This is a genomic window from Chthonobacter rhizosphaerae (genome assembly GCF_013839525.1).
Taxonomy (GTDB): Bacteria; Pseudomonadota; Alphaproteobacteria; order Rhizobiales; family Pleomorphomonadaceae; genus Chthonobacter; species Chthonobacter rhizosphaerae.
This window is the reverse complement of sequence record NZ_JACDIS010000008.1, coordinates 20,463-46,145: the sequence shown is the minus strand read 5'-3', so window position 1 is coordinate 46,145 and position 25,683 is coordinate 20,463. Positions and strand designations below refer to the sequence as shown.

General features: G+C 69.6%; 22 protein-coding genes, 1 pseudogene and 1 riboswitch. Of the genes and pseudogenes, 11 read left to right on the top strand and 12 right to left on the bottom strand.

Features of this window, described 5'->3' with window-relative positions:
• Nucleotides 1–25 precede the first annotated feature (25 nt).
• The 3 genes and pseudogenes from HND91_RS15200 to HND91_RS15190 form a co-directional block, all read right to left on the bottom strand.
• The gene (locus tag HND91_RS15200) at nt 26–1,000 is read right to left on the bottom strand and encodes a pyridoxal-phosphate dependent enzyme (RefSeq protein ID WP_181707451.1); all 975 of its coding nucleotides are present in this window, start codon (nt 998–1,000) and stop codon (nt 26–28) included.
• Nucleotides 1,001–1,069: 69 nt separating this feature from the next.
• Nucleotides 1,070–2,077, bottom strand: a pseudogene (locus HND91_RS15195) (glycosyltransferase family 4 protein); the annotation flags it as partial.
• On the bottom strand, nt 2,074–2,880 hold the full coding sequence (locus HND91_RS15190) for a UDP-2,3-diacylglucosamine diphosphatase (protein ID WP_181707449.1): 807 nt from the start codon (nt 2,878–2,880) through the stop codon (nt 2,074–2,076). The gene HND91_RS15190 and the pseudogene HND91_RS15195, both read right to left, overlap by 4 nt.
• 295 nt (nt 2,881–3,175) lie before the next feature.
• On the opposite strand from HND91_RS15190, the gene pgi reads away from it, so the two are divergent.
• The 6 genes from pgi to edd all read left to right on the top strand — a co-directional run bounded on the left by pgi (nt 3,176) and on the right by edd (nt 10,002).
• Complete coding sequence (gene pgi / locus HND91_RS15185; RefSeq protein ID WP_181707448.1) at nt 3,176–4,819, top strand: glucose-6-phosphate isomerase; 1,644 nt, start codon at nt 3,176–3,178, stop codon at nt 4,817–4,819.
• A 210-nt stretch (nt 4,820–5,029) separates the two neighbouring features.
• Nucleotides 5,030–6,508 (top strand): glucose-6-phosphate dehydrogenase, encoded by a 1,479-nt coding sequence (gene zwf / locus HND91_RS15180; protein WP_181707447.1) that lies wholly within the window; start codon nt 5,030–5,032, stop codon nt 6,506–6,508.
• Nucleotides 6,509–6,703: 195 nt separating this feature from the next.
• On the top strand, nt 6,704–7,396 hold the full coding sequence (gene pgl, locus HND91_RS15175; protein ID WP_181707446.1) for a 6-phosphogluconolactonase: 693 nt from the start codon (nt 6,704–6,706) through the stop codon (nt 7,394–7,396).
• Nucleotides 7,397–7,458: 62 nt separating this feature from the next.
• Nucleotides 7,459–7,743 (top strand): type II toxin-antitoxin system RelE/ParE family toxin, encoded by a 285-nt coding sequence (locus tag HND91_RS15170; protein WP_181707445.1) that lies wholly within the window; start codon nt 7,459–7,461, stop codon nt 7,741–7,743.
• An 11-nt stretch (nt 7,744–7,754) separates the two neighbouring features.
• Complete coding sequence (locus HND91_RS15165; RefSeq protein WP_181707444.1) at nt 7,755–8,066, top strand: HigA family addiction module antitoxin; 312 nt, start codon at nt 7,755–7,757, stop codon at nt 8,064–8,066.
• A 115-nt stretch (nt 8,067–8,181) separates the two neighbouring features.
• Entirely contained in the window at nt 8,182–10,002 is a 1,821-nt protein-coding gene (gene edd / locus HND91_RS15160; RefSeq protein WP_181707443.1) for a phosphogluconate dehydratase, read from the top strand.
• Nucleotides 10,003–10,071: 69 nt separating this feature from the next.
• Here the strand turns inward: edd and HND91_RS15155 are convergent, their stop codons facing one another.
• The gene (locus HND91_RS15155) at nt 10,072–11,001 is read right to left on the bottom strand and encodes a LysR family transcriptional regulator (protein ID WP_181707442.1); all 930 of its coding nucleotides are present in this window, start codon (nt 10,999–11,001) and stop codon (nt 10,072–10,074) included.
• 87 nt (nt 11,002–11,088) lie between these two features.
• Here HND91_RS15155 and HND91_RS15150 point away from each other — a divergent pair, with 87 nt between their 5' ends.
• The gene (locus HND91_RS15150; protein ID WP_181707441.1) at nt 11,089–11,925 is read left to right on the top strand and encodes an NAD(P)H-binding protein; all 837 of its coding nucleotides are present in this window, start codon (nt 11,089–11,091) and stop codon (nt 11,923–11,925) included.
• A 216-nt stretch (nt 11,926–12,141) separates the two neighbouring features.
• Complete coding sequence (locus tag HND91_RS15145) at nt 12,142–13,776, top strand: winged helix-turn-helix domain-containing protein (RefSeq protein WP_181707440.1); 1,635 nt, start codon at nt 12,142–12,144, stop codon at nt 13,774–13,776.
• A gap of 52 nt (nt 13,777–13,828) precedes the next feature.
• Here HND91_RS15145 and HND91_RS15140 read toward each other — a convergent pair whose 3' ends face one another.
• The gene (locus HND91_RS15140; RefSeq protein WP_181707439.1) at nt 13,829–14,623 is read right to left on the bottom strand and encodes a DUF1194 domain-containing protein; all 795 of its coding nucleotides are present in this window, start codon (nt 14,621–14,623) and stop codon (nt 13,829–13,831) included.
• A 390-nt stretch (nt 14,624–15,013) separates the two neighbouring features.
• On the opposite strand from HND91_RS15140, the gene HND91_RS15135 reads away from it, so the two are divergent.
• Both HND91_RS15135 and HND91_RS15130 read left to right on the top strand, forming a co-directional pair.
• Nucleotides 15,014–16,036, top strand: a complete 1,023-nt coding sequence (locus HND91_RS15135) for a phytanoyl-CoA dioxygenase family protein (protein WP_181707438.1) — start codon at nt 15,014–15,016, stop codon at nt 16,034–16,036.
• 160 nt (nt 16,037–16,196) lie between these two features.
• The gene (locus HND91_RS15130) at nt 16,197–18,497 is read left to right on the top strand and encodes a xanthine dehydrogenase family protein molybdopterin-binding subunit (RefSeq protein ID WP_181707437.1); all 2,301 of its coding nucleotides are present in this window, start codon (nt 16,197–16,199) and stop codon (nt 18,495–18,497) included.
• A 367-nt stretch (nt 18,498–18,864) separates the two neighbouring features.
• On the opposite strand, the gene HND91_RS15125 is transcribed toward HND91_RS15130, so the two are convergent.
• Complete coding sequence (locus HND91_RS15125; RefSeq protein WP_181707436.1) at nt 18,865–20,154, bottom strand: OmpP1/FadL family transporter; 1,290 nt, start codon at nt 20,152–20,154, stop codon at nt 18,865–18,867.
• 361 nt (nt 20,155–20,515) lie between these two features.
• Nucleotides 20,516–21,319, bottom strand: a complete 804-nt coding sequence (gene thiD, locus HND91_RS15120; RefSeq protein WP_181707435.1) for a bifunctional hydroxymethylpyrimidine kinase/phosphomethylpyrimidine kinase — start codon at nt 21,317–21,319, stop codon at nt 20,516–20,518.
• Nucleotides 21,320–21,406: 87 nt separating this feature from the next.
• On the opposite strand from thiD, the gene HND91_RS15115 reads away from it, so the two are divergent.
• Nucleotides 21,407–21,643, top strand: coding sequence for an Lrp/AsnC ligand binding domain-containing protein (locus tag HND91_RS15115; protein WP_181707434.1), 237 nt, complete (start codon nt 21,407–21,409; stop codon nt 21,641–21,643).
• Nucleotides 21,644–21,672: 29 nt separating this feature from the next.
• On the opposite strand, the gene HND91_RS15110 is transcribed toward HND91_RS15115, so the two are convergent.
• The 5 genes from HND91_RS15110 to HND91_RS15090 form a co-directional block, all read right to left on the bottom strand.
• The gene (locus HND91_RS15110; protein WP_181707433.1) at nt 21,673–22,293 is read right to left on the bottom strand and encodes a thiamine phosphate synthase; all 621 of its coding nucleotides are present in this window, start codon (nt 22,291–22,293) and stop codon (nt 21,673–21,675) included.
• Nucleotides 22,294–22,322: 29 nt separating this feature from the next.
• Nucleotides 22,323–23,108: a thiazole synthase gene (locus HND91_RS15105; protein ID WP_181707432.1), complete on the bottom strand. Its 786-nt coding sequence runs from the start codon at nt 23,106–23,108 to the stop codon at nt 22,323–22,325.
• Nucleotides 23,109–23,112: 4 nt separating this feature from the next.
• Nucleotides 23,113–23,310 carry a sulfur carrier protein ThiS gene (gene thiS / locus HND91_RS15100; RefSeq protein WP_181707431.1) on the bottom strand — a complete coding sequence of 66 codons (198 nt, stop codon included), beginning with the start codon at nt 23,308–23,310 and terminating at the stop codon, nt 23,113–23,115.
• On the bottom strand, nt 23,295–24,266 hold the full coding sequence (locus HND91_RS15095; RefSeq protein WP_343057351.1) for an FAD-dependent oxidoreductase: 972 nt from the start codon (nt 24,264–24,266) through the stop codon (nt 23,295–23,297). Before HND91_RS15095 ends, thiS begins: the two co-directional genes overlap by 16 nt.
• A gap of 98 nt (nt 24,267–24,364) precedes the next feature.
• A riboswitch (TPP riboswitch) is annotated at nt 24,365–24,475 on the bottom strand.
• 46 nt (nt 24,476–24,521) lie between these two features.
• Nucleotides 24,522–25,478 (bottom strand): DMT family transporter, encoded by a 957-nt coding sequence (locus HND91_RS15090; protein WP_343057350.1) that lies wholly within the window; start codon nt 25,476–25,478, stop codon nt 24,522–24,524.
• Between the last annotated feature and the right edge of the window lie 205 nt (nt 25,479–25,683).

Below are 25,683 nucleotides of genomic sequence, written 5' to 3'. Positions count from 1 at the left end.
GATTGCGCCTGAACGGCGTTTCAGGTCATAGACTTAGCGCCCGCGTCAGCATCGCGTCGTCGATGTTTCCGCCCGACAGCACGGCCACCACCGTCCGCCCCGCCGTCTCGATCTTCCCCGTCAGGAGCGCCGCCAGCGCCACCGCTCCGCCCGGCTCCACCACCAGCCGCAAGGTCCGCGCCGCGAACGCCACCGCCGCCAGCGCCTCCTCGTCCGTGACCGAGACGCCCGAAACCACCCGCCGCCGGCCGATCTCCCAGCCGATGGTTCCCGGCGTCGGCGCCAGCAGGGCGTCGCAGATCGATCCGGACGCCCGGGCGTTCGCCACCCGCTCGCCCGCCGCGATCGACCGGCCGTAGTCGTCGAAGCCGGCCGGCTCCGCCGCATGCACCGCGGTTCCCGGCGACAGTGCCTCGAGGGCCGCCGCGACCCCGCCGATGAGCCCGCCGCCGGACACGCAGACCACCACCGCGTCAGCGGCAAGCCCTTGTGCGGAAAGGTCTTCCGCGATCTCCAGCCCCACCGTCCCCTGCCCGGCGATGACGCCCGCGTCGTTGTACGGGTGCACGAACGTGGCGCCGGTCCGCCCTGCGATCTCCGCCGAAATGGCCTCCCGATCCTCGGTCGCCCGGTCGTAGAGCACCACCGCCGCGCCCAGCTCCCGGGTGCGCGCCACCTTCACCGCCGGCGCGTCCGACGGCATCACGATGGTCGCCGGCATGCCGAGGATCGCCGCCGCCGCGGCGACGCCCTGGGCGTGGTTGCCCGACGAGCAGGCCACCACGCCGGCGCTCCGCGCGGCCGGGTCGATCAGGGACAAGCGATTGAAAGCGCCGCGGAATTTGAACGAGCCGGTCCGCTGCAGCACCTCCGCCTTGGCGAAGGCGAGCCCGCCGCCCGGCAGCGGCACCGGCAGCAGGGGCGTGCGCACCGCATGGGGTTTCAGCCGGACGGCGGCGGCGCGGATGTCGTCGATGGCGGGCGGGGTGTCGAAGCGCACGGGCGAGCTCCCGAATCGGACCGGATCCGGAAACCCCTATTCCGCCGCGGAGCTTTCCGCCAGTCGCTCGCCGTTGGCGATCCGCACGTTGGTGAGGAACTGGAGCGCGCTGTTGGCCCAGGAGTAGCGGAGCGCGTGCTCCCGCGCCGCCTCGCGGGACATCGTCAGCGCCTTCAGGCACGCGGCCCTCAGGTCCTCGTCCAGTGACCCGACCGGCGCCTGGCCGATGATGTCGAGCGGTCCCATCACCGGATAGGCGGCCACCGGCACGCCGGAGGCCAGCGCCTCCAGGATCACGTTGCCGAACGTGTCGGTCCGACTCGGGAACACGAACACGTCCGCGCTCGCATAATGCCGGGCGAGCTCCTGGCCGAACTTGGCGCCGGTGAAATGCACCGCCGGATAGCGCTTCTGCAGGCTGTCCCGCTGCGGGCCGTCGCCCACCACCACCTTGCTGCCGGGCAGGTCCAGATCCAGGAAGGCCTCGATGTTCTTCTCCACCGAAACCCGGCCGACGTTCATGAAGATCGGCCGAGGCAGGTCCAGCACCGACTCGGCGAACGGGCGCGGCCGGAAAAGGTCCGCGTCGATCCCGCGCGACCAGCGCATCAGGTTCTTGAAACCGCGGGCGGACAACTCCTTGGCCAGGGTGTCCGTCGCCACCATGCAGCCCGCCCCGGCGTTGTGGAACCGCCGGACCAGCGCGTAGAGCCAGCGTTCCGGCACCGGGATGCGCGCCGACACATATTCCGGGAAGCGGGTGTGATAGCTCGTCGTGTAGGGCATGCGGTTGGACATGCACCACTTGCGCGCCTTCACGCCAAGCGGACCTTCCGTGGCGATGTGCACATAGCTCGGCTGGCTGCGTTCGATCTCCTTGGCGACCGTCCGGTAGGTCGCCATGGCGAGGCGGATCTCCGGATAGGTCGGGCACGGGATCGTCCGGAACGCCTGCGGCGTCACCATGGACACCAGCGCCCCCATCTTGGCCAGTTCCTCGTTCGTGCGCTCGATCGAGCGCACGACCCCGTTCACCTGAGGGTGCCAGGCGTCCGTCACGATGGTGATGCGGGTCATTCGGCCGCCTGTGCGCTGACCGGCGCCGGAAGCAGCGGCTGCCTCTGGTGGCCGAGGTGATGCCACGTGATGATCTCGAACCGGCCGTCGTGGTGCTCGGCCACGGCCGTGCAGCTCTCCACCCAGTCGCCGGTGTTGATGTAGGTGAGGCCGAAGCGCTCGTGCATGGCGGCGTGGTGGATATGGCCGCAGATCACCCCGTCGGCGCCCTGGCGCTTCGCTTCCCCGGTCAGCGCCTGCTCGAACGCGCCGATGAAGTTGACCGCGTTCTTCACCTTCAGCTTCGCCCAGGCGGACAGGGACCAGTAGGGAAAACCCAGCCAGCGGCGGATCTTGTTCAGCACCGTGTTGAGGTTGAGGGCGGTCATGTAGGCCCAGTCGCCGAAGAAGGCGAGCCACTTGGCATGCCGCACGACCACGTCGAACTGGTCGCCGTGGATGACCAGGTAGCGCTTTCCGTCCGCCGCCTCGTGGACGATGCTGTCCACCACCTCGACGCCGCCGAAGTGGGTGCCGAGATAGCCGCGCAGGAATTCGTCGTGATTGCCGGGCAGGTAGATGATGCGCGCGCCCTTGCGGCCCTTGCGCAGCAGCTTCTGGACCACGTCGTTGTGCGGCTGGCTCCAGTACCACATGCGCTTCAGCCGCCAACCGTCGATGATGTCGCCGACGAGGTAGATCGTCTCGGCATCGTGCAGCCGCATGAAATCGAGCAGCAGTTCGGCCTGACATCCCCGTGTGCCGAGATGGATGTCCGACAGGAACAGGCTCCGGAAATGCTTGGGTTCTTCGTTCGCGGACATGTCGGCTGTATCGACCGGTCGGACGCCGCTCGCCTTGCTGGTGCAGTTGGGCGGATTTAGTCCGAGTCCCGTCTCAGTTTTGTGACAGGCGGCGGGACGAAATGTTTACGAAAACTTGGATGCGGCGGGAGACGAGGCCGAAACTGCTCGAAACGACGCACGCGGGCCCGTGTCCCGGACGCGCCAAGGGCGCTTGCATGGCGCGCGCATCCAATCCGTCCACCCCCTGGCGCCTACACACTTGGACTCATATGATCCGCGCCGCTCAATACCGATCCCGGGGAGATCTCCCTTCATGACCAGCGCCCTCGACGACGTGTTCGCCCGCCTCGACGCCCACAAGGCCGCGATGGCCGACCGTCCGCTCCGCACCCTGTTCGCGGAGGACCCCGGCCGGTTCGAGCGCTTCCAGGCTCGCCTCGACGACCTTCTGTTCGACTATTCCAAGAACCGCGTTACCGACGAGACCATGGCGCTCCTCGTGGACCTCGCCCGCACGGCCGGCGTCGAGGCCCGGCGCGACGCCATGCTGTCCGGTGCGGCCATCAACACCACCGAGAAGCGCGCGGTGCTCCACGTGGCGCTCCGCAACCGGTCCAAGACGCCCATCCTCGTCGACGGCAAGGACGTGATGCCGGACGTGGAGGCCGTTCTCGCCCGCGTCGGCGCCTTTGCCGAAGGCGTGCGCGACGGCACCGTCGCGTCCTCCACCGGCGCCCGCTTCACCGACGTTGTGAACATCGGCATCGGCGGCTCGGACCTCGGCCCCGCCATGGCGACCCTGGCGCTGACGCCCTATTCGGGGGGCGGCCCGCGCCTCCACTACGTGTCGAACGTGGACGGCGCCCATATCGCCGACACCCTCGCGACGCTCGATCCGAAGACCACGCTCTTCATCATCGCGTCGAAGACCTTCACCACGTCCGAGACCATGACCAACGCCGCCACGGCGCGCGCCTGGGTGGCGGACGCCCTCGGCGAGGCGGCCGTCGGCGCGCACTTCTGCGCGGTCTCCACCGCCCTCGACAAGGTCGCGGCCTTCGGCATCGACGTGGAGCGCGCCTTCGGTTTCTGGGACTGGGTCGGCGGGCGCTATTCGGTCTGGTCCGCCATCGGCCTGCCGGTCGCGATCGCCGTCGGCTACACGAACTTCCAGGCCCTCCTGGAGGGCGCGCACGAGGTGGACCGCCACTTCGCCACCGCGCCGCTTGAAGAGAACATCCCCGTCCTGATGGCGCTCCTCGGCATCTGGTACCGGAACGTCTGGGGCTTCTCCACTCACGCGGTGCTGCCCTACGACCAGCGCCTGTCGCGCTTTCCGGCCTACCTGCAGCAGCTCGACATGGAATCGAACGGCAAGGGCGTCACCCTCGACGGCTCCCCGGTGCCCCGCGCCACGGGGCCGATCGTCTGGGGCGAGCCGGGCACCAACGGCCAGCACGCCTTCTACCAGCTGATCCACCAGGGCACGGACGTCATCCCGGCCGACTTCCTCATCGCCGCCGTGCCGCACGAGCGGCTTTCGGACCACCACGCCAAGCTCGTCTCCAACGCCCTTGCCCAGACCGAGGCGCTGATGCGCGGCAAGACGCTGGAGGAGGCGTCCGCCGAATTGCGCAAGGCCGGCAAGTCCGACGCGGAGATCGCCGCGCTCGCCCCGCACAAGGTGTTTCCCGGCAACCGCCCGACCAACACCCTCCTCTACCGGACGCTGGACCCGCGGATGCTGGGCCGGCTGATCGCTCTCTACGAGCACAAGGTGTTCGTCCAGGGCACGATCTGGGCCATCAACTCCTACGACCAGTGGGGCGTCGAGCTCGGCAAGGAGCTGGCCAACCGCCTGCTGCCCATCCTCAAAGGGGAAGCGGAGCCCTCCGCCGACCAGGACGCCTCGACGAAGGGCCTCGTCGCCACGTACAAGTCGCTTGCCGAATCCTGAACGCACGATGCGGTGCGTCAAGATTGGTTTCGGACGCCGAAATAAATTGGTATAGACGAAAGTAGCGTTGCAACGGCTGCCGGCGGGTCTCGTCCCCCACCCCCGGTCGCCCGCAGGCCGAAGGTCGTCGCCATCGCTCGCCGGTGCGGGCGCGGCGGATCGTCGGCCGCACAGGAAAGGGTGAGGGATCGAATGGAGCATCGGCGCAGCATGACCAGTCGCATCATCGTGGTCGATCCGTTCGACTATGTCGTCTTCGGCGGCACGGGCGACCTGGCCCGCCGCAAGCTGCTGCCGGCGCTCTATCATCGCGAACTCGACGGCCAGCTGCCGGAGGTCGCGCGCATCATCGGCGTGTCGCGCCGCGAGAGCAGCCACGAGGCCTACCGGGCCGACGTGAAGACGGCCCTGGAGCGCTATCTCCGGCCGGACGAGATCATCCCGAAGGTGCTCGACACCTTCCTGTCCCGCATCCACTACGTGGCCGCCGACGCCACGTCGTCCGACGGCTGGGAAAGCCTCGCCGCCCTCCTGAAGGAAGGCGAGAACCGGGTGCGCGCCTTCTACCTCGCCACCGGGCCGGACCTCTTCGGGCCGATCTGCGAGCGCATCGGCGCCCACGGCCTCATCACCGACCAGACGCGGGTCGTGGTGGAGAAGCCGCTCGGCAAGGATCTCACGTCCGCGCGCGCCACCAACGACGCGGTCGGCCGGATCTTCAAGGAAGAGCAGATCTACCGGATCGACCACTATCTCGGGAAGGAGACGGTGCAGAACCTGATGGCGCTGCGCTTCGGCAACGCCCTGTTCGAACCGCTCTGGAACAGCGCCCACATCGACCACGTGCAGATCACCGTGGCCGAATCCATCGGCGTGGAGGGTCGCGGCGACTATTACGACACGTCCGGCGCCATGCGCGACATGGTGCAGAACCACATCCTGCAGCTCCTCTGCCTCGTCGCCATGGAGGCGCCCACCTCGCTCGACGCGGACGCGGTGCGCGGCGAGAAGCTGAAGGTCCTGAAGTCGCTGAAGCCCATCACGGGCCTCGCCGCCGACGTCTGCACCGTGCGCGGCCAGTACCGCGCCGGCGCGTCCACCACCGGCGCCGTGCCGGGCTACCTGGACGAGATCACCAACAAGGAAAGCCGGACCGAGACCTTCGTGGCCATCAAGGCCGAGGTGGAGAACTGGCGCTGGGCCGGCGTGCCCTTCTACCTGCGCACCGGCAAGCGGCTCGCCGCCCGCCAGTCCGAGATCGTGGTCCGCTTCAAGCCGGTGCCGCACTCCATCTTCGACGAGAGCGCCGGCAGCCTCGCGGCCAACGAACTCGTCATCCGCCTGCAGCCGGACGAGGGCGTGAAGCTGCAGCTGATGATCAAGGACCCCGGCCCCGGCGGCATGCGGCTGACCCGCGTGCCCCTCGACATGAGCTTCGCGAGCGCCTTCAACGTGCGCAGCCCCGACGCCTACGAGCGCCTGCTGCTCGACGTCGTCCGCGGCAACGCCACCCTCTTCATGCGCCGCGACGAGGTGGAGGAGGCCTGGAAGTGGGTCGACCCCATCCGCACCGCGTGGGACGAGAGCCGCGACCCGCCGAAGGCCTACACCGCCGGCACCTGGGGCCCGTCCGCCGCCATCGCGCTCATCGAGCGGGACGGCCGCACCTGGCACGAGGACGCCGCCTGACGACGGCGGCCGGGCGGCGCGGCGCGCCCGGTGAGGGCGATCCTGACCGGCCCGTCCTGCGGCCGGCGCCGGCGGCCCGACTCTCGGACCGCCGCCATCGCCTTTCCGGTGCGGACGCCGTGGCCGGGCGCCCGCGCTTCCCGGCCACGGGCTCCCGCGGCCGGCCCTGACCTCGATCCAAGCGGCAGACACCCGATGCTCGACCAACGCACCTTCGACAGCCCGGACAGCCTGGCGGCGGCCCTTTCGGCCTTCGTGGGCGATGCCATCACCGATCGGATCGCCCGGGACGGCAAGGCCGCCATCGCGGTTTCCGGCGGTCGCACGCCCATTCGTTTCCTGGAGGCCCTCTCGGCGCTCGACCTCGACTGGCCGAACGTGCTCGTCACCCTGGTGGACGAGCGATGGGTGCCGGAAACGTCCGAGCGGTCCAACGGCGCGCTCGTCCGCCGCCACCTCATCCGGGACAAGGCGGCACTCGCCACCTTCGTGCCGCTCTACCGGGAAACCACGACGCCGGACGAAAGCCTCGGCCTCGTCGCCCGCACCCTCGCCGACATGCCCCTGCCCTTCGCCGCCGTGGTGCTCGGCATGGGCGACGACGGCCACACGGCGTCGTTCTTTCCCGGCGGCGACCGCCTGGCCGACGCCATCGACCCGATCGGCGGCGCGGCGGTGGCGGCCATCCGCGCGCCCGGCGCCGGCGAACCGCGGATCACGCTGACCCTGCCGATGATCCTTGCCGCCGACCGCCTCGCCCTCCACATCGAGGGCACGGGCAAGAAGGCGGTGCTCGACGAGGCGCTCGCGGGCGAGGACCCGCTCGCCATGCCGGTCCGGGCGGTGCTGAAGTCGCCCAAGCCGCCGGTGGTGTTCTGGTGCGGGTGAGGTGGTCGCGGCGAATGAGTATTGACGTGTGACGTAACGCGTACATACCTTGAGGCCGGACGATGATCCTCAGTTACAGGGACAAACGCACCGAGGCGTTTGCGTCCGGGCAGTTCGTCAGGGAGTTCCAGGGTTTCGATCGCCAGGCCTACAAGCGTCTCGAAATCCTCTCGGCGGCTTCAACGCTCGCCGATCTTCGCGCCCTCCCGAGCAATCGGCTGGAAGCGCTGCACGGAAACCGCGTCGGGCAATACAGCATCCGGATCAACATGCAGTGGCGCATCTGCTTCATGTGGCCGGACGGCCAATCAGGACCATCGGACGTCGAAATCGTCGACTATCACTGAGGCTTCGCACCATGGCGCGTCCCCCGATCCATCCCGGCGAGATCCTGGCTGACGAACTGGCCGAGGCAGGCGTCCGCCCCGCGGAACTCGCTCGTCAGTTGGACGTGCCGGCAAACCGGATCAGCCAGATCATCAACGGCAAGCGGTCGATCTCCGGCGACACGGCCCTTCGCCTCGGGCACTGGTTCGGAACGAGCCCGGACTTCTGGCTCAATCTTCAGGTCGCCTACGATTTGAGGCTCGCCCAGGCTGAACTGGGGGAGCGCCTCGCCGCCCTACCCACGCGCGCTCGGGCGGACTCCGCCGAGGAAAGCGCGCCTTGATGCTTCAACCCCGTCGCGACGGGATGTCGAAGCCGAACCGCCTCGCCTCGCCCTCGAACAGGCCCTCGCCTCGCCCCGCAAACCCTGACACCACCCCGTCCCCCGGAGCTTCCTCATGACCATCCAAGCCCGCATCGGCGACGTGACCGAGCGCATCCAGAAGCGCTCCTACGACACCCGCCAGCGCTACCTGGAGCGCCTCCTGAAGCAGGCCGAGAAGGGCCCGCGGCGCAACCGGCTCGCCTGCGGCAACCTCGCCCACGGCTTCGCCGCCTGCGGCCCCGGCGACAAGGACGCCCTCAAGGGCGACGTGGCGCCGAACCTCGGCATCGTCACCGCCTACAACGACATGCTGTCGGCCCACCAGCCCTACGAGACCTATCCGGAGGTCATCCGGGCCGCCGCCCGCGAAGTGGGCGCGGTGGCCCAGGTGGCGGGCGGCGTGCCGGCCATGTGCGACGGCGTCACCCAGGGCCAGATCGGCATGGAGCTGTCGCTCTTCTCCCGCGACGTGATCGCCATGTCGACCGCCGTGGCGCTCAGCCACGACATGTTCGACGCGGCCGTCTATCTCGGGATCTGCGACAAGATCGTGCCCGGCCTCGTGATCGGCGCCCTCTCCTTCGGCCACCTGCCGGCGGTCTTCGTGCCGGGCGGCCCGATGACCTCGGGTCTGCCGAACGACGAGAAGGCCCGCATTCGCCAGCTCTACGCGGAAGGCAAGGTGGGCCGGAAGGAGCTCCTGGAATCGGAGAGCGCGTCCTACCACGGCCCGGGCACCTGCACCTTCTACGGCACGGCCAACTCCAACCAGATGCTGATGGAGATCATGGGCCTGCACCTGCCGGGCGCCACCTTCGTCAACCCGAACACGCCGCTGCGCGACGCCCTCACCAAAGAAGCGGCCAAGCGGGCCCTCGCCATCTCGGCCACCGGCAACGCGTTCACGCCCGTCGGCCAGGTGATCGACGAGAAGGCGATCGTCAACGGCGTCGTCGGCCTCCACGCCACCGGCGGGTCGACGAACCACACCATGCACCTGGTCGCCATGGCGCGCGCCGCCGGCATCCACCTGACCTGGGACGACTTCTCGGACCTTTCCGACGCGACGCCGCTCGTCGCCCGCGTCTACCCGAACGGCCTCGCGGACGTGAACCACTTCCACGCGGCCGGCGGCATGGGCTTCCTCATCCGCACGCTCCTCGACGAAGGCCTCGTCCACGACGACGTGAAGACGGTCTGGGGCACGCCCCTCTCCGGCTACACCGTGGAGCCGAAGCTCACCGAGGGGGGCGCGGTGGAGTGGACCCCGTCCGCGGCGGCGAGCGCCGACGAGAAGGTGCTCCGCCCGGCGTCCAGCCCGTTCCAGGCGACCGGCGGCCTCAAGGTGCTGAAGGGCAATGTCGGCCGCGCCGTCATCAAGACGTCGGCGGTGAAGCCCGAGCGGCAGGTGGTCGAGGCCCCGGCCGTCGTGTTCCACAGCCAGGACGCCATGCTGGCCGCCTTCAAGCGGGGCGAGCTGGAGCGCGACTTCGTGGCCGTCATCCGCTTCCAGGGCCCGAAGGCCAACGGCATGCCGGAGCTTCACAAGCTGACGCCCACTCTCGGCCTCCTGCAGGACCGCGGCTACCGGGTGGCGCTCGTCACCGACGGGCGCATGTCCGGCGCGTCCGGCAAGGTGCCGGCGGCGATCCACGTCACGCCCGAGGCGGTGGACGGCGGCCCGATCGCCAAGCTCCGCGACGGCGATCTCGTCCGCGTGGACGGCATCGCCGGCACCCTGGAGGCGCTGGTGGACGCGGCCGAGTGGAGCGCCCGCCCGGTCGCCACCGAGAACCTGGAGGACAACGAGTGGGGCATCGGCCGCGACCTGTTCGCGTCCTTCCGCCGGGTGGTCGGTCGCGCGGAGGACGGCGCCAGCGCCCTCGGCCTCTGAGTGGCCCCCTCCCCGATCCGCCGCCTCAAGTCCGCTGTGTGAGGGCGCGCCGTCATGGCGCGCCCCGCCTCAGGCCCGCTCGCCGTCGCCGATCGACACCAGCTGGTCGAGCAGCCAGTCGAGCCCTCGGTCCGGCACCGTCCGCACCGCCGACAGCACCACGATGTCGAACCCGGCCACCGGTACCGGCGTCTCGTGCACGTCGAGCCCGAAGCGTCCGGCGTGAGTCTCCGCCAACTGGCGCGGCACGGACGCGATCAGGTCGGTGGACGCCACGGTGGCGAAGGCCCCGAAGAACTGCGGGATGGCGAGCACCACTCGCCGCGTGCGGCCCACGGCCGCGAGGGCGTCGTCCACGGCCCCGTGGAAATCGCCGCTGCCGGACACGATCACGTGGTCGAGCGTCGTGAAGCTGTCGAGGTCGAGCCCGGCCCGGAGCCGCGGATGCCCGGCGCGGCTGATGGTGACGAAGCTTTCCCGCAGGATCCGCCGCGTCTCGGTCTCGCCGGCCTGCGGGTCGAACACCCCGATCGCGCAATCGATCTCGCGGGCCGCCAGTTTGTCCATGGCGTCCCGCCGGCCGGCGGCGACGAGGGCGAGGCGCACGCCCGGCGCCGGGCTCAGCACCCTGGCGGCGACCGCCCCGCCCACCACCGAGAAGGCGTAGTCGAGCGCCGCGACCCGGAACGTCCGCACGATCCGCGCCGGATCGAACGTCTCGCCCACCGCGAACGCGCCCCGCATCCCGTCGAGCGCCGCCGAGACCGGCTTCAAGAGCGCGAGCGCACGCTCGGTCGGCTCGATGCCGTCGGCCCGCCGGATGAAGAGCGGGTCCTCGAAGATGTCCCGCAACCGGCCGACCGCATGGCTGACCGCAGAGGGGGTCAGAGCCAGCCGGTCCGCCACCCTGGTGAGTTTGCGCGTCCGCATCGCCTCGGCGAACACGAGGAGCAACGTGCCGTCCAGCCGGCGGAGTTGAGCATCATTGAAATCAGTCATGATGCTTCTTCAGTACCGCTCAACTCGTGGTCTGGCTAGGGTCTCTCCAGCGGCGGCACCCGCTGCCCTCGTTCAAGGAGACCCCACATGACCCTCTTCGTCGCCAACGCCAACGGCAAGGTCGGCACCGACCTCGTCGCCGCCCTCCTCGCCGGTGGACACGCCGTTCGCGTCGGCGCCCGCGATCTCGCCAAGGCCCGCGCCGCTTTCCCGGGCGCCGAGGTGGTCGCCTTCGACTATGCCGACGTGCCGGCCCATGCGGCCGCGCTCGACGGCGTCACCGCCCTCTTCACCGCCGCCCCGCCCTGGCTGCTGCCGGCCGCCGAGATCGATCTCCTGGCGCTCGCCAGGGACAAGGGCGTCCGCCGGATCGTGAAGCTCTCCTATCTCGGCGCGGAACTCGCCCCGGAGAGCCCCCATGGTCGGGCGGAACGGGCCATCGAGGCGAGCGGCCTGGAGTGGACCCACATCCGGCCGACCTTCTTCAACCAGAACTTCTCCACCGCCCACGCGGCGACGATCCGGACCGAGGGCGCCTTCTACGAGCCTGCCGCGGACGGCGCGTCGGCCTTCATCGACACGCGGGACATCGCCGCCGTGGTCGTCAAGGCGCTCACCGAGCCGGGGCACAACGGCAAGGCCTACGGCCTGACCGGATCGGAAAGCCTGACCCGTCATCAGGTCGCCGAGGCGCTCTCGGCCGCGCTCGGCCGGACCATTCGCTACGTGCCGGTGGACGACGCGGCGCTTAGGGCCTCCCTCGCCGGCGCGCCGCAGGCGCTTGTCGAACTCCTCAGCGGGCTCTACGGCGCGGTCCGGGCCGGCCAGACGGCCGCGACCACCACCACCGTCGCGGATCTCCTCGGCCGCCCTCCGATCCGCTTCGCCGACTTCGCCACGGACGCCGCCGCGACTTGGCGATAGCAGCGGTTGTCGGCCGTGCCGGGGACGCGCCAGCGCCCTCGGCCTCCGGGCGCTCGCCAAACGGAACCAACGAGACGCCGAACAGACGGGAGGCAGGACTGTGCAATGAATCGTTGTTTTTTACGATTTCACCCGTCAGACTGATCCCTGTTTCTAGATTTGTCGCGGCGCTTCCGTCGCCCGGGCTATTCCGCTCACCATTTCCGCTTTGGCGCCATGACAGAGTCGATCCGTTTCGCAGACTTGATCTTCGCGGCCGACTTCAGTTCGGCACGCCGGGAGGACGGAGCGGAGATCCGGTTCACCCGAACCGAACGTCGGCTGCTGGCGGATCTCGCCGGCCGTCCCGGTATTCTGCGCACGCGCAATCAGCTTCTCGACGCGACCACCGAACCGGGGTCCTCCGCTTCGGACCGGAACATCGACTTCACGATCGTGCGCCTGAGGGCGAAGCTTGGCGACTCGGCCCGCAAGCCGGTCTTCATCTCCACCCGATATGGCGAAGGCTATATTTGGATCGCCCCTCGCACGCGTGCCGCGACCGGGGCCTTCCTCGTGATCGGCCCGTTCACACGGATGGGCGACGGTGATCCGGCCGACCATCGGCCGATGTGTTTCGCCGAAAATCTGGCCGAAGCGGTCAGGGCCGAAGTCGCGGACGGGCAGGATATCCTCGTCGATGCCGCCTTCTCCTCCTCTGCCCAGGCCGCCAGTGACACTGCTCGGTTCTATCTCGAACTCCTCTTCGTCACGGACGGCGACCGACTGGATTGCATCTCCGTCCTGCGGCGACCCGGTGGTCCGGTTCTCAGCGTCAGGCGCGATCCGGACATCGCGCGTGCAACTCCGAAGACGATCGTCTCGGACCACCTGACGGCACTCTGGCGATCGTTGCTCGATGCGGACGGGCAGGAAGGACCTTTGGCCGCGCCGATCGCCCTTCGGTTGGTGGAAGCCGCGGCCCCGTTCATCAGTGACTCGAAATCGGACCATCCGGAGGAGGTCGGCCAACTGAAGGGCGAAGCCTTTCCATCGGCCGACTTGTGGCGCCTTAACGAGACCCGTCTGCGCAAACAGATCAGCAGTGGAAGCGGGGACGCCGTCACGAAGCTTCTGCTCGCCGTGACCATCCACACGCGCTACGTCATCGATGGATGGCGGTTCCTGGCGAAGGACGATCCTCGTCAGCATGACGAGGCCGAGATGCGGGATCTCCTGCTCGGGTCCCTGCCGGAGTTGTTGAAGGACCCGCAGCACGCCCTGTCGGCTGCAAACTTGCTTTTCTTCCTCGGGCCGGTCTACCGGCCCATGGCGCTCGACATTGCGGAGGACGCCTTTCGACGGACGACGATGGTCGGGCACGCGCTCTCCACTCTCGGCCCGCTGCGATGCTTCACCGGCGACTTCGACAGCGGGCTCGCCCTCCTCCGGCAGGCTCGCGGCATGTGCAAGCCGGGAACGGTCATGGAACGGTACATCGTTTCCTTCATCTGCCAGAACCTGCTCGCCTCGGGAGACTTCGCCGGCAAGGACCGGGAGCTTGTGGTGCTGACCCGCTCTCCGATCAGCAAAGGGCCGTATCGCCTCGTCTATGCGACACCCGGCGAAACGGACCCGTCTCTCCCGGTCAGGATCCATCTCAGGGTCGTTTCCGCGAAGTATGCCCGGTCGCTCCTGCTCTGGAGCTACTACATCTGCGCTCGGAACTATGTTGATCCGACCGCGCGTGAAAACGTCATCGTCGGGTTGGCGGGCCATCTACGACGTCGGTTCGGGGACGGCGTCGTCCCGCCCGAGGTGGCGGCCGCCATTCCGGCCGTCCTCGGCCGGGCGACCGCGTCATCCATGTGAATTTTGCCCTCGGCGGGCGCGGCGCCTCTTTGCGTTCATCGCGCCCGTTGGATCATGGAGCGACCGTCATGGCGACGGGTGCCTGCAGCAGGGAAAGCTCGGGCGCGCCGATTTCCCGCAGGAGCTTTCTACGCATGGCTTCGCCAAACCCGTCGAAGGTCGGGGTGCAGATGACGAAGGAGCCCGCACCGGACGCGACCTTTGCCTGATAGAACGCCTCCAGGCCCGCTTCCTCGCCGCTCACGCAGAGACCGTTGACGGTGACGCCCGTTTGTTCCGCCCGTGCGCGCGCCGCCGCCAGCGAGACGCTCTTCCGTCTTTTCGGTTCGATGGTTTCGCGACCATCACCGGACACATCGACGACCTTTCGCCTTATACAGAGGCGCGGGTCGAGGAAGAGGTCGAGAGCGGTCCAGAGTCCCCCGCCGAGGTCGGTGCTTCCTGTGCCGTAACGCGGCAGGGACGTGATCGCGGTCGCAAGCGCATCGGCGTCGGCCGGTCGCCTCACGAGACGCCAGGGAAGCGTCCGTGACTCGAAGGCGTCATCCGACCAGACCACGACGGCGGCCGCCAGACCGCCGGACGCCTCGATGGCGGCCATGACCTCCGGATCGCGGAGAGCGGACGCGATGCCACGCGTTTGAAGAAAGTAGTCTCGGTCGTCGATACTGCCCGACGCGTCGATGGCGAATACCAATCCGGTCGTCACGCAATCCAAGTCGGCGGCGCGAGAAGCGTGGAACGACGCCGACGCCGCGACGACGCCGCCAACAAGAAGGCCTAACCTGCCCAGCCGGCCGAAGCCCTGAAATAAACGGTTCACGTCAATACGGTCACGGACGAACATCTCTAAGAATCCAGCAAATGTGATCTGGCACTACTGTCAGATTTTAAATGTTGCAGGATTATGTGAGGACACGACCCGGAACACATGAACCATGCAATCGGGTCGCGGACGCGCTCGGGCTGGCGACGAGAGCGCGGCATCGGTCCGCCGCGAAGACCCCGTCGATATCTGCGCCGGACCAGCTATCGGACAGCGTGAAGTCTCCTGTGCGGATCATCTCTGTCGCTATCCCGAGACATCGGAGCACCGTCCGCGAACGGGCGCAGGAAATGCCGGACCGCGTGGGGCCGGACGTCCGTACGGCATATGTATGCTGATTGACGCGTGTTCGATTCCGCCGGTATTCCTTCTGCACGGTTGGGGTTGTGGCTCACGCAAGGAAACGGGCGCATGATTTCGCTCGACTGGCTGAAGACGCCGATCTGGGCCGCGGGCCTCGTCGGGGGGACGAAGTCCTTCCTGAAGAATCCGCTGCTCGGAGACCCGAAGCTCAACGAGCGTGGTCTCCACCGCACCCGGATCAGCCTCGCCTGGCGGGCGGCGGAGCGCCGGCGGGCAATTCTCGCCCAGCGGGTGGACCCGGACCACCGCGCCGCGTTCGACCGCGACGGCTTCGTGATCCTGGAGAACGTCCTGCCTGAGGCGGACTTCGACCAACTGGTCGAAACCCTCCGCACGCGTCCCCTCCCCGCCCGCGAGATGCGCCAGGGCCAGACCGTCACCCGGATGACGCCGGTCGGCCCGTCCGTGCTCCGCGACCTGCCGGCGGCCGAGCGCGTGATCGACGACCGCCGGATTCGCGGGCTGATCCAGTACGCGGCCTCCACCGGCGGCTTTCCGGCCTGGTTCATCCAGACGGTGATCGCCGAGCCGGACCGGGAGACGCCGGACCCGCAGACGGACGTCCACGCCGACACCTTCCACCCGACCGCGAAGCTCTGGCTCTTCCTCCAGGACGTGGGCGAGGACGACGGCCCGTTCATGTACGTGCCCGGATCCCACCGCCTGACGCCGGAACGGCTGGCGTGGGAGCACCGCACCAGCCTCACCGCCCGCGACGACCCGCGCCTTCACCACGCGCACGGCTCCTTCCGGGTCCGCCCGCACGAACTCGCCGAGATGGGACTCCCGGAGCCGAGGAAGGTGACCGTCAAGGCGAACACCCTCGTGGTCGCCGACACCTTCGGCTTCCACGCCCGCACCCCGAGCGGCAAGCCGACCCTGCGGATGGAGCTTCACGCCCACCTCCGCCAGAACCCGTTCTCGCCCTGGGCCGGACCGGGCGTCACGTCCCTGCCGGGCATCAACCGGCGGCAGGTGGACCTCTTCCTCGCCTACAAGGATTTCACCGCCCGCTCCTTCATCTGGAAGGACGTCGGTCGCGTCACGGCGAACTCGCCGCCGCACATCTGAACCCGACTCGAAGGCCGGGGACGGCGGCGGTCGGGGACATCCCGCCCGCCATGCTCCGGTTCCGCACCTGGCGCGCTTCGGCTCGTCGCCCCTGGTCTATTGCGTCGCCGACGCTATAGTCAGGCCAACTCTCCGTCGTCCTCTCCTGGAAGGTCCAGACATGAACGAGATCACGAATCGCAAATTCGGGATCGGCGCTCCCGTGCGCCGCCGCGAGGACGCCGCCCTGATCACCGGCAAGGGCCACTACACCGCCGACTTCCTGCCGCCCGGCGCGCTCCACATGGTGGTGCTCCGGTCGGCCATGGCCCACGCCGGTTTTGCGCTCTCCGGGCTCGACGAGGCCCGCGCCGCGCCGGGCGTCCGGGCGGTCTGGACGATCGACGACATCGCCGACATCGGCCTGATGCCGACCAAGGCCCGGCCGAAACAGGCGGACGGGTCCGATTTCTGGATTCCGCCCCATCCGGTGCTCGCCAAGGACGTCGTCCGCCACGTGGGCGAGGCGATCGCCGTCGTGTTCGCCGACACGGCGGCGGCGGCCCGCGAGGCCTCCGAACGCATCCAGGTCGACTACACGCCCACCGATGTGGTGGTGGACACCGGCCGCGCGCTCGACCCGGACGCCCCCCTCGTCTGGCCCGAGCACGGCAGCAATCTCGCCTTCGAATACGGCTTCGGCGAGAAGACCGCCGCCGACGCCGCCGTCGCCTCCGCCGCCCGGGTGGTGGAACTGACGCTCGTCAACAACCGGATCGTCTGCAACTACATGGAGCCCCGCGCCGCCGTCGCCGAGTACGACGCCGGCACCGGCCGCTGGACGCTCACCACCGGCACCCAGGGCGGCCACGGCGTGCGGGACGTGCTCGCCCGCGACATCCTCGGCGTCGATCGCGACCGCATCCGCGTGGTCACCCCCGACGTCGGCGGCGGCTTCGGCACCAAGGCGTTCGTGTACGGCGAGTATCCGCTGATCATGAAGGCCGCCAAGGACTTGGGCCGCCCGGTGCGGTGGGTGTCCGACCGCACGGAACACTTCCAGATCGACGCCCACGGCCGCGACAACGTGGTGACCGGTCGCCTCGCCCTCGACGGGGACGGCCGCATCCTGGCGCTCTCGGTGGACCTCGTCGCCGCCATGGGCGCCTACCTGCACCAGTATGGCCCGTTCATCCCGTGGGTGGGCGCCACCATGTCGACGGGCGTCTACCACGTGCCGGCGTTCCATGCCTCCGTGAAGGGCGTCTACACCCACACGACCCCGACCGACGCCTACCGCGGCGCGGGCCGACCCGAGGCCGCCTACCTGCTGGAGCGGCTGATGGACCTCGCCGGCCGCGAGACCGGCCTCGGCCCGGTGGAGATCCGCCGGCGCAACTTCATCACGCCGGCCCAGATGCCCTACCGCACGCCGACCGGCCGCCTCTACGACACCGGCGAGTTCGACGGCCACCTGACCCGCGCCCTGGCGGTGGCCGACGCGGACGGTTTTCCGGCCCGGCAGGCCGCCGCGAAGGCCGAGGGCAAGTGGCGCGGCCTCGGCATCGCCACCTATATCGAGGCCTGCGCCTTTCCGGGCTCGGAGGAGGCGAACGTGGTGCTGAACAAGGACGGCACGGCGACGCTCTTCATCGGCACGCAGACGAACGGCCAGGGGCACGCCACCGCCTACGGCCAGATCATCGCCGCCGCTCTCGGCCTCGACCTTGAGAAGATCGAGACGGTACAAGGCGATACGGACCGGGTGGCACGCGGCGGCGGCACCGGCGGGTCGCGGTCGATCCCGCTCGGAGCGGCGTCGGTGGACATCGCCTCCAAGGCGCTCGCCGAGCAGATCAAGGAGCTCGCCGCCGACCGACTGGAAGCCTCGCCGGCGGACCTGGAGCTGATCGACGGCCACGTGCGCGTGGTCGGCACGGACAAGACCCTGACCCTCGCCGACGTGGCCGCGTCCGCGCCCGATCCGGACAAGCTCAAGGCCCACGGCAACTTCGTCCAGGACGAGTGCACTTATCCGAACGGCACCCACATCTGCGAGGTGGAGCTCGATCCGGACACCGGCGTGGTCGCCATCCTGCGCTACACCATCGTGGACGACTTCGGCGTCACGGTGAACCCGATGCTTCTCGCCGGCCAGGTGCACGGCGGCGTGGTCCAGTCGATCGGCCAGGCGCTGCACGAGCACACGGTCTACGACGAGACCGGCCAGCTTCTGACCGCGTCCTTCCTGGACTACACCATGCCGCGCGCGGACGACGTGCCGGGCTTCCACTTCGAGACCCGCAACGTGCCGTCCACCACGAACGTGCTCGGCATCAAGGGCGCGGGCGAAGCCGGCACCATCGGGGCGACCCCCGCGGTCATGAACGCGGTGGTCGACGCCCTCGACTTCGGCAAGGGCATCCGTCACATGGACATGCCCGCCACCCCGGCCCGCCTCTGGGCGGCGATCCAGGGCTGAGGCGGCAAAGATCAAACGGGCGGCGCCCCTCGGCGCCGCCCGTCCATCGTGGCACAAACGCCAGCTGCAAATGCAACAGACCACATCCTTATTGTCTTCACACCCTCCCGGCGCCACAATTGTCAGAGTAGTTATTGCCACTTCATCGTCGGAAGAAGACGTAGACTTGCAACGTTACTTGCCTCTGCAAACCTCCCTGAGTTGAGGCCGGCGGGTGGGACAGTCGCCGCACTTCTGGTGCGCGGATGAAAAAAGGGCGGCGCCCGCAAGCGCCGCCCCTTGGTCCGATCCATATCTTCCGTCGTGACGACGGCCCGAGATGCGCCAGCCCCTCGCCGGCGCCTGGCCGCGAGCCCCTGCCCGCGCCTCAGCCGCCGAGCTTGTAGCGCAGCGACACCGCCACGATGTCGGCGCTCGCTTCGGTCGAGCCGGCATAGGTGACGGTCGCCGGCAGGCCGAGGCCGCCGGGCAGCGCGTTGGTGCGGTTGATGTCCGACTCCTCGCCGAAGAGGTGCGTGTAGGCCGCGTCGAACGACAGGCGCTCGTTGACCTCGTAGGTGAAGCCGACCGAGGCCCAGATGCGGTTGGCGTCCGGCAGGCGGGCGGAGCGGAACTCGTCGCGCACGGGCGAGATCTCGTAGCCGAGGCCGGAGCGGAGCGTCAGGTTGTCGTTCCAGGCATATTCGGCGCCGAGCGAGAAGAACCAGCCGTCCTGGTATTCGAAGTCGAGCTCCGTCACCGTGCCGGCCGCGGCGTTGTCCACGTCCACGATGCCGAGGCGGCTCCAGTTGGTCCACTCGATGCCGGCGAGCAGGGTGAACTGGTCGTTCACCCGCTGGCGCACGCCAAGGGTGACCATCTCCGGCAGGGTCAGGTCGGCCGTGATGGGCAGACCGCCGGGGCTGGCCGGCGACACGAGTTCGCCCTCCAGCGACTGCGCGATGGCCGACCGGAAGCCGAGGCCGATGGTGGTGCCCTCCGTGGGCTCGAAGGTCACGCCCGCGGTGAAGCCGAAGCCGAAGTCGTCGCCGGAAAGGTTGGCGGTCGGCGAGGTGGGAGTCGGCAGCAGCGCGCGGGTCAGGTCCACGTTGAAGTATTGGATCTGGGCGCCGAGCGCGATGCTGATCTGGTCGTTGATCTTGTAGCCGATGGTCGGCGCCACGTTGACGCTCAGCACCTTGGCCCGCAGGTGGTCCACCTGCCCCACCCACGGCCGATCCGCATGGGTCGCAAGGCCGAAGGGCGTGTTGATGGACAGGCCGAGGTAGAGATCCTCGTTCACCTGGTAGGCCGTGTAGCTGGACGGCAGGTACGCGTCGACGCCGAGGTCGCCGCCATCGCCCGGCACCAGGGCGCCGAGCAGCGGGCTCGTGCGGCTGTCCGGATCGAAATCCGCGTGCGGCGAGATGAATGTGTGGTTGCTCTCGAACACGAGGCCGACCGCCGTCGTCACCGCCGCCGGATTCCAGTACATGCTGGAGATGCTGTCCCCCGGCGCGGCGACGCCGGCGAAGCTCGCGCCCTGGCCGTAGGTCGATTGCTCGCGCAGCATGAAAGCGCCCGCGTGCGCGGCGCCCGTCGAACCCACCATCACAGCGCCCGCCGCCCCCATCAGCGCCGCTGCGGCAACACCCGCCTTGAATGCCCGTCCCGCCATGGTCCTCACCCGGTTTGTCTTGTTCGCCCTCGTCCGGACAGCCCCTTTGTCGGCTGGACGGCGATGGTTGGGAAGCAGTGTGCGAGGAGTTGACGTGCGCGGCAACCGGCGGATTTTCGTCGTACTTTCAATGACGTTACGGTACTTCCCGCCGGGGTGACGTAACGGGAACTCCGTCCTTCCTTTCGGGTTCTGACATGCGACCCGGAACTTCCGGCAATCGTTGTCGTTGCGGAAGGCTCCGCTTACCCTGTCCCGTGCCGGGCCGGCGATCCCGCAATCCCGTTCACATTCCGAAGCACGTGTTGCGGGAATGCCACCATTGCCCTAGCGCCAGGGTCGGAACCCTGCACGATCGGCGTCAGTCCTGCCACCAGGCGTGGAAGTGGTGCACCGGCCCGTGGCCATGGCCGATCGCCAGCCGGTCGGACGCCCGGATGGCCTCCGTCACATAGACCTTGGCCTCCGCCACCGCATCGCGAAGCGGCCGTCCCCGGGCGAGGCCCGCCGCGATGGCCGACGACAGGGTGCAGCCGGTGCCGTGCGTGTTCTCCGTCCGGTGACGAGGCGCCGTCAGCCACAACGGCCCTTCCGCGTCGAGGAAGAGGTCGGCGCTCTCGGCGCCGCCGCCGTGGCCACCCTTCACCAGCACGCTCCGGGCGCCCATGGCGAGAATCGCCTCGCCTTGCGTCTGCATGGCCTGCCGCGTGTCGGCCACGCCCGTCTCGGTCAGCCGCGCCGCCTCGGGAAGGTTGGGCGTCACGATGAGGGCGCGCGGCATCAGGAGGTCGCGCAGGGTCGCGACCGCCTCGTCCTTGAGCAGCGGATCGCCGCTGGCCGCGATCATCACCGGGTCGAGCACCACCGAGGCCTGGCCGTGGGCGTCCAATCCGCCGGCGACCGCCTCGATCACCTCCGGGCTCGCCAGCATGCCGATCTTCACGGCGTTCACGGCGAGGTCGGAGAAGACCGCGTCCATCTGCGCCCGCACGAAGCCCGGCGGCACGTCGTGGATGGCGGAGACGCCGCGGGTGTTCTGCGCCGTGAGGGCGGTGAGCACGCTCGCCCCGTAGGCGCCGAGGGCGGAAAACGTCTTGAGGTCGGCCTGGATGCCGGCTCCGCCGCCCGAATCCGAACCCGCGATGGTGACCGCGATCGCCGTCATTGCCATTCTCCCGTGTCTTGCGCGCGGCGGCCTCTTCTGGTCGACTGCGCGCCGTTCGCCCCTATCCGCTCCAGGCCGGAGGCCTCGATGAAGCCGTTCTTCGTTCTCATCAAATGCCAGCTCGGCAAGGCCTACGAGGTCGCGAGCGCCATCGCCGAGCGCGAGATCGCCTCCGAGATCTACTCCACCGCCGGCGACTACGATCTCCTGGCCAAGTTCTACGTGGAGGCCGACGCGGACATCGGCCACTTCGTCAACGAGAAGGTCCACTCGGTCGCCGGCATCGTGGACACCAAGACCATCATCACCTTCAAGGCGTTCTGACGGCCTTCACCGTTCCGGCGCCAGACCCTTCAGGCCGCCGCCGCCCCACCCGGCCACCGCTCCGCCGCCGCCAGCCAGGCGCGCAGACGCGCCTCCGGCGACGGGTTCGACAAGACGTCGGACACCACCGACAGGGTGTCCGCCCCGGCCGCCGCCACCGCCTCGGCCCGCTCCAGGGTGAGCCCGCCGATCGCCACCAACGGCCGGTCGCCGATCAGCCGCTTCCATTCGGTCACGCGCTCCAGCCCCTGCGGCGCCCACGGCATCACCTTCAGGGTGGTGGGATAGACCGGGCCGAGCGCCACATAGTCCGGATCGGCCGCAAGGGCCGTCTCCAGCTCCTCGTGGCTGTGGGTGCTGACGCCGAGCTTCAGGCCCGCCCGCCGGATCGCCGCCACGTCGGCCTCGGCGAGGTCCTCCTGGCCGAGGTGGACGTAGCCGGCCTCGAGGTCGATGGCGTCCCGCCAGAAGTCGTTCACCACCAGGGTTGCGCCCGCCGCCCGGCAGGCCGCCAGCGCCTCGCGGATCTCCTGGCGGCGATGGTCCGGATCGAGGTCCTTGATGCGCAGCTGCACCAGCTTCAGCCCCAGCGGCAGCAGCCTCGGCAGCCAGTGGGCGCGATCGACGATCTGGTAGAAGCGCGGCAGCATGGAGGATCCTCAAGGAGTGTCGGAGCCGGTCACCCGGCGAACGGCGAGAACGGAGTGCCGAACACCGGCGTGGAGGCGACGGCGAGGTCGGTCTCGGCCATCAGGCCCGCCTCGTGGGCGCGCCGACCCGCGCGGATCGCCTCCGCGAAGGCCTCCGCCATGGCGGGCGGATCGCCGGCGGTCGCCACGGCGGTGTTGAGCAGGATGGCGTCGTAGCCGAGCTCCATCGCCGCCGCCGCATGGCTGGGCGCGCCGATGCCGGCGTCGACCACCAGGGTCGCCTCCGGAAAGTGCCGGCGCAGGAGCGTGAGCGCATAGGGGTTGTTCAGCCCCTTGCCGGTGCCGATCGGCGCGCCCCAGGGCATCAGCACCCGGCACCCGGCTTCCATCAGTTTCTCCGCCAGCACCAGATCGTCCGTCATGTAGGGGAAGACCTGGAAGCCGTCGGCCGACAGCGCCCGCGCGGCCTCCACGAGGGCGAACGGGTCCGGCTGCAGGGTCTCGTCGTCGCCGATGACCTCCAGCTTGATCCACGGAGTGTCGAACACCTCCCGGGCCATCTGGGCCGTTGTGATGGCCTCCCGGGCGCCGTGGCAGCCGGCGGTGTTCGGCAGCACCGTGACGCCGAGCCGCTTGATGAGGTCGAAGAAGGCGTGACCGGCCTTCGCGCCGCCCACCGTCTCGCGCCGGAGCGAGACCGTGACGATCTCGGCGCCCGAGCGGCGGACCGACTCCGCCAGCGCCTCCGGCGAAGGGTAGCGCGCGGTCCCAAGGAGGAAGCGGCTCTCGAACGTGCGGTCGTAGAAGGTCACCATGGCGTCAGCCTCCCTGGCGGGGGCTGATCACCTCCACCTTGTCCCCGTCCTCGAGGCGCACGCCCGCGCGCGCCGTCCTCGGCACGAAATCACCGTTGACGGCGGTGGCGACCACCGCCGGGTCGAACTCCAGCTCGGCGAGGAGCCCCGGCAGGTCGTCCGCCGCGGTCTCCACGATCTCGCCGTTCAGACGGACACGCATGGGGTCTTCCCCTCCTCGTTCGTCAGCATGTACCCGACCACGTCCGCCGCGAGAGCCGGCGCCAGCAGCCAGCCGTGCCGGTAGAGGCCGTTGACCACGATCGTCCGACCGACCCGGCGGATCACCGGTTCGTTGTCCGGCATGGCGGGCCGTAGCCCTGCGTTGAACTCCAGCACCTCGGCCTCGGCGAAGGCCGGGTGCACCGCATAGGCCTGGGTCAGCAGCTCTCCGGCCGACCGGACCGTGACGGCCAGCCCCTCGTCGCTCTCGATCGTGGTGGCGCCGATCATGAACACGCCGTCGCGCCGGGGCACCACGTAGAGCGGATGCCGGTGATGGAGCAGGCGGACGGGGCGTTCCAGGGCGATCTCGCGGCTCAGCACCAGCGCCATCTCGCCCTTGACGCCGCGAAGGCCGGGCAGCCGGTCGCGCGCGCCGAGGCCGCGGGCGTCGATCACCGCGGCGGCGGCAAGCTCCGCCTCCTCGCCGGTCCAGCCGAAGGTGACCGGGACGCCGGCGTCGCGCAGGCGGCCGACAAGGCCGGTCAGGGTCTCGCGCGGGTCGAGATGGCCCTCCCCGGCATAGAACAGCGCACGGCCATAGCGGCCGGCGAGCGCAGGCTCCAGGGCCGCCACCGCGTCGGCGCCGAGAGACGCGTGGCTCGTGGTCATGCGGGCGAACCGGGCGAGCGCGGACGGGTCGCGCGGGGGCGCCACCACCAGGGTGCCGTTCAGCGCCACATCGGCGAGCGCCGGCCAGAGCGCCATGGAGCGGCGGCCGAGCGCCACCACGGCGGGGCTCGACACCTCGGCCTCGCATTCGGGCGCCAGCATGCCGCCGGAGCGCCAGCCGGCGCCGGCCGAAAGATCCGCCGCCCGATCGAACACGGCGACGCGAAGGCCCGCCCGCCGGGCGGTGAGCGCGGCGACGAGGCCCATCACGCCCGCGCCGAGCACGGCGACGTCCGGTGTCGTTCGTCCGATAGGTGAGGATCCGCCCGCCATCATGCCTCGAGGGCCGGGCCATGGAGCGAAGGGCGAGGAGATTCGGGACAGTCCGGCCTCGGTGACGTCCCTCCGCCGGCACGACCCGGATCAGGTTCTAAGGGTTCGTCTCAGCCGGCGGCCGGTCGGTCCCGACCGGTTCGGCGCCCCTCGTCACTGAGAGGTCATATGCGGTCCCCGTCCCCGCCTGTCAACCGGCGGGCGCGGTCAGGTCTGTCCGCCGGGGGCGGCGGCGTCGCGTCGCCGCTCGATGCCGAGCCGCCGCTCGCGCAGCACCACGAAGATGCTGGACGCGATCACGATCGCCGACCCGATCAGCACCGTCGCGGTCGGCACGTCGCCGAACACCGCGTAGGAGGCAATCACGATCCAGATCATGTTCACATAGTCGAACGGCGCGATCGCCGAGGCTTCCGCGTAGCGGTAGGCCTGGGTCATCAGCACCTGCCCGACGCCGCCGCAGAGGCCGGCGATCACCAGGGCGAGCGCATCCATCGGCAGCGGCATCACCCAGCCGAACGGCAGCGACAACAGCGCCAGCACCGATGCCGACGTGGAGAAGTAGAACACGATCGCCCCGGTGGTCTCGGTCGCCGTCAGGCTGCGCACCGTCACCATGGCGAGGGCCGCGAACACGGCCGAGGCGAGCGCCAGGAGGCCGCCCATCAGCCGGTCGGCCCCGCCCGAGGCGAGGTCGCCGGTGAGCTGCCCGGACAGCACGATCAGCACCCCGAGGAAGCCGACCGCCACCGCCGACCAGCGGTAGATCCGCACCGTCTCGCCAAGCAGCATGGCGGCGAACAGGACGCCGAACAGCGGCCCGGCGTAGTTGATGGCGGTTGCGTCCGGCAGGGGCAGATAGGTGAGCGACGCGAACCAGCAGAACATCGAGATGGTGCCGACCACGGCGCGCCGGACATGCCCCATGGGCTGGCTCGTCCTCAGCGCCTTCGGCAGCTCGCCCGCGAGAAGCAGCATCACCAGAACCGGCAGCGTGCCGAAGAAGGCGCGCGCGAACAGCACCTCCCCGGGCGGTACCCGGTCGGAGACGAGCTTGATCAGCACGACCATCACGGCGAACGCGAGGGTCGACAGGATCTTGAGCAGAACGCCTTTGGCGGTGGGGGACACGTAGGGACGGGCCGGTGGCTGGCGGGACGGCACCGTTGAGACCACGTCCGCGGCACCGGGGCAAGACGGAAATCCTGTCAGCCCGACCGCGCTTTCGCCGCCGTGGCGCGTTTCCGCCAAGGGGCGGCGGAGCTGCCGGGCGCGATGCGGGTGAGCTCGTGCCCCGTGTCGTGCCCACGGGCCCGATGGCGTCCGGCGCGGTCGGTCCGCGACTTGAGCCGGCATGGCGCGGACCGGC

What these genes read in the sequence shown, in the direction of transcription:
- zwf (WP_181707447.1), top strand. Translation starts at nt 5,030, where the DNA reads ATGACCAGTCGCATCATCGTGGTCGATCCGTTCGACTATGTCGTCTTC.
- HND91_RS15165 (WP_181707444.1), top strand. Translation starts at nt 7,755, where the DNA reads ATGGCGCGTCCCCCGATCCATCCCGGCGAGATCCTGGCTGACGAACTG.
- HND91_RS15130 (WP_181707437.1), top strand. Translation starts at nt 16,197, where the DNA reads ATGAACGAGATCACGAATCGCAAATTCGGGATCGGCGCTCCCGTGCGC.
- HND91_RS15110 (WP_181707433.1), bottom strand. Translation starts at nt 22,293, where the DNA reads ATGCTGCCGCGCTTCTACCAGATCGTCGATCGCGCCCACTGGCTGCCG.
- pgl (WP_181707446.1), top strand. Translation starts at nt 6,704, where the DNA reads ATGCTCGACCAACGCACCTTCGACAGCCCGGACAGCCTGGCGGCGGCC.
- HND91_RS15145 (WP_181707440.1), top strand. Translation starts at nt 12,142, where the DNA reads ATGACAGAGTCGATCCGTTTCGCAGACTTGATCTTCGCGGCCGACTTC.
- HND91_RS15190 (WP_181707449.1), bottom strand. Translation starts at nt 2,880, where the DNA reads ATGTCCGCGAACGAAGAACCCAAGCATTTCCGGAGCCTGTTCCTGTCG.
- HND91_RS15155 (WP_181707442.1), bottom strand. Translation starts at nt 11,001, where the DNA reads ATGACTGATTTCAATGATGCTCAACTCCGCCGGCTGGACGGCACGTTG.
- HND91_RS15150 (WP_181707441.1), top strand. Translation starts at nt 11,089, where the DNA reads ATGACCCTCTTCGTCGCCAACGCCAACGGCAAGGTCGGCACCGACCTC.
- thiS (WP_181707431.1), bottom strand. Translation starts at nt 23,310, where the DNA reads ATGCGTGTCCGTCTGAACGGCGAGATCGTGGAGACCGCGGCGGACGAC.
- HND91_RS15140 (WP_181707439.1), bottom strand. Translation starts at nt 14,623, where the DNA reads ATGTTCGTCCGTGACCGTATTGACGTGAACCGTTTATTTCAGGGCTTC.
- HND91_RS15125 (WP_181707436.1), bottom strand. Translation starts at nt 20,154, where the DNA reads ATGGCGGGACGGGCATTCAAGGCGGGTGTTGCCGCAGCGGCGCTGATG.
- HND91_RS15170 (WP_181707445.1), top strand. Translation starts at nt 7,459, where the DNA reads ATGATCCTCAGTTACAGGGACAAACGCACCGAGGCGTTTGCGTCCGGG.
- HND91_RS15135 (WP_181707438.1), top strand. Translation starts at nt 15,014, where the DNA reads ATGATTTCGCTCGACTGGCTGAAGACGCCGATCTGGGCCGCGGGCCTC.
- HND91_RS15105 (WP_181707432.1), bottom strand. Translation starts at nt 23,108, where the DNA reads ATGGTGACCTTCTACGACCGCACGTTCGAGAGCCGCTTCCTCCTTGGG.
- HND91_RS15115 (WP_181707434.1), top strand. Translation starts at nt 21,407, where the DNA reads ATGAAGCCGTTCTTCGTTCTCATCAAATGCCAGCTCGGCAAGGCCTAC.
- thiD (WP_181707435.1), bottom strand. Translation starts at nt 21,319, where the DNA reads ATGACGGCGATCGCGGTCACCATCGCGGGTTCGGATTCGGGCGGCGGA.
- edd (WP_181707443.1), top strand. Translation starts at nt 8,182, where the DNA reads ATGACCATCCAAGCCCGCATCGGCGACGTGACCGAGCGCATCCAGAAG.
- pgi (WP_181707448.1), top strand. Translation starts at nt 3,176, where the DNA reads ATGACCAGCGCCCTCGACGACGTGTTCGCCCGCCTCGACGCCCACAAG.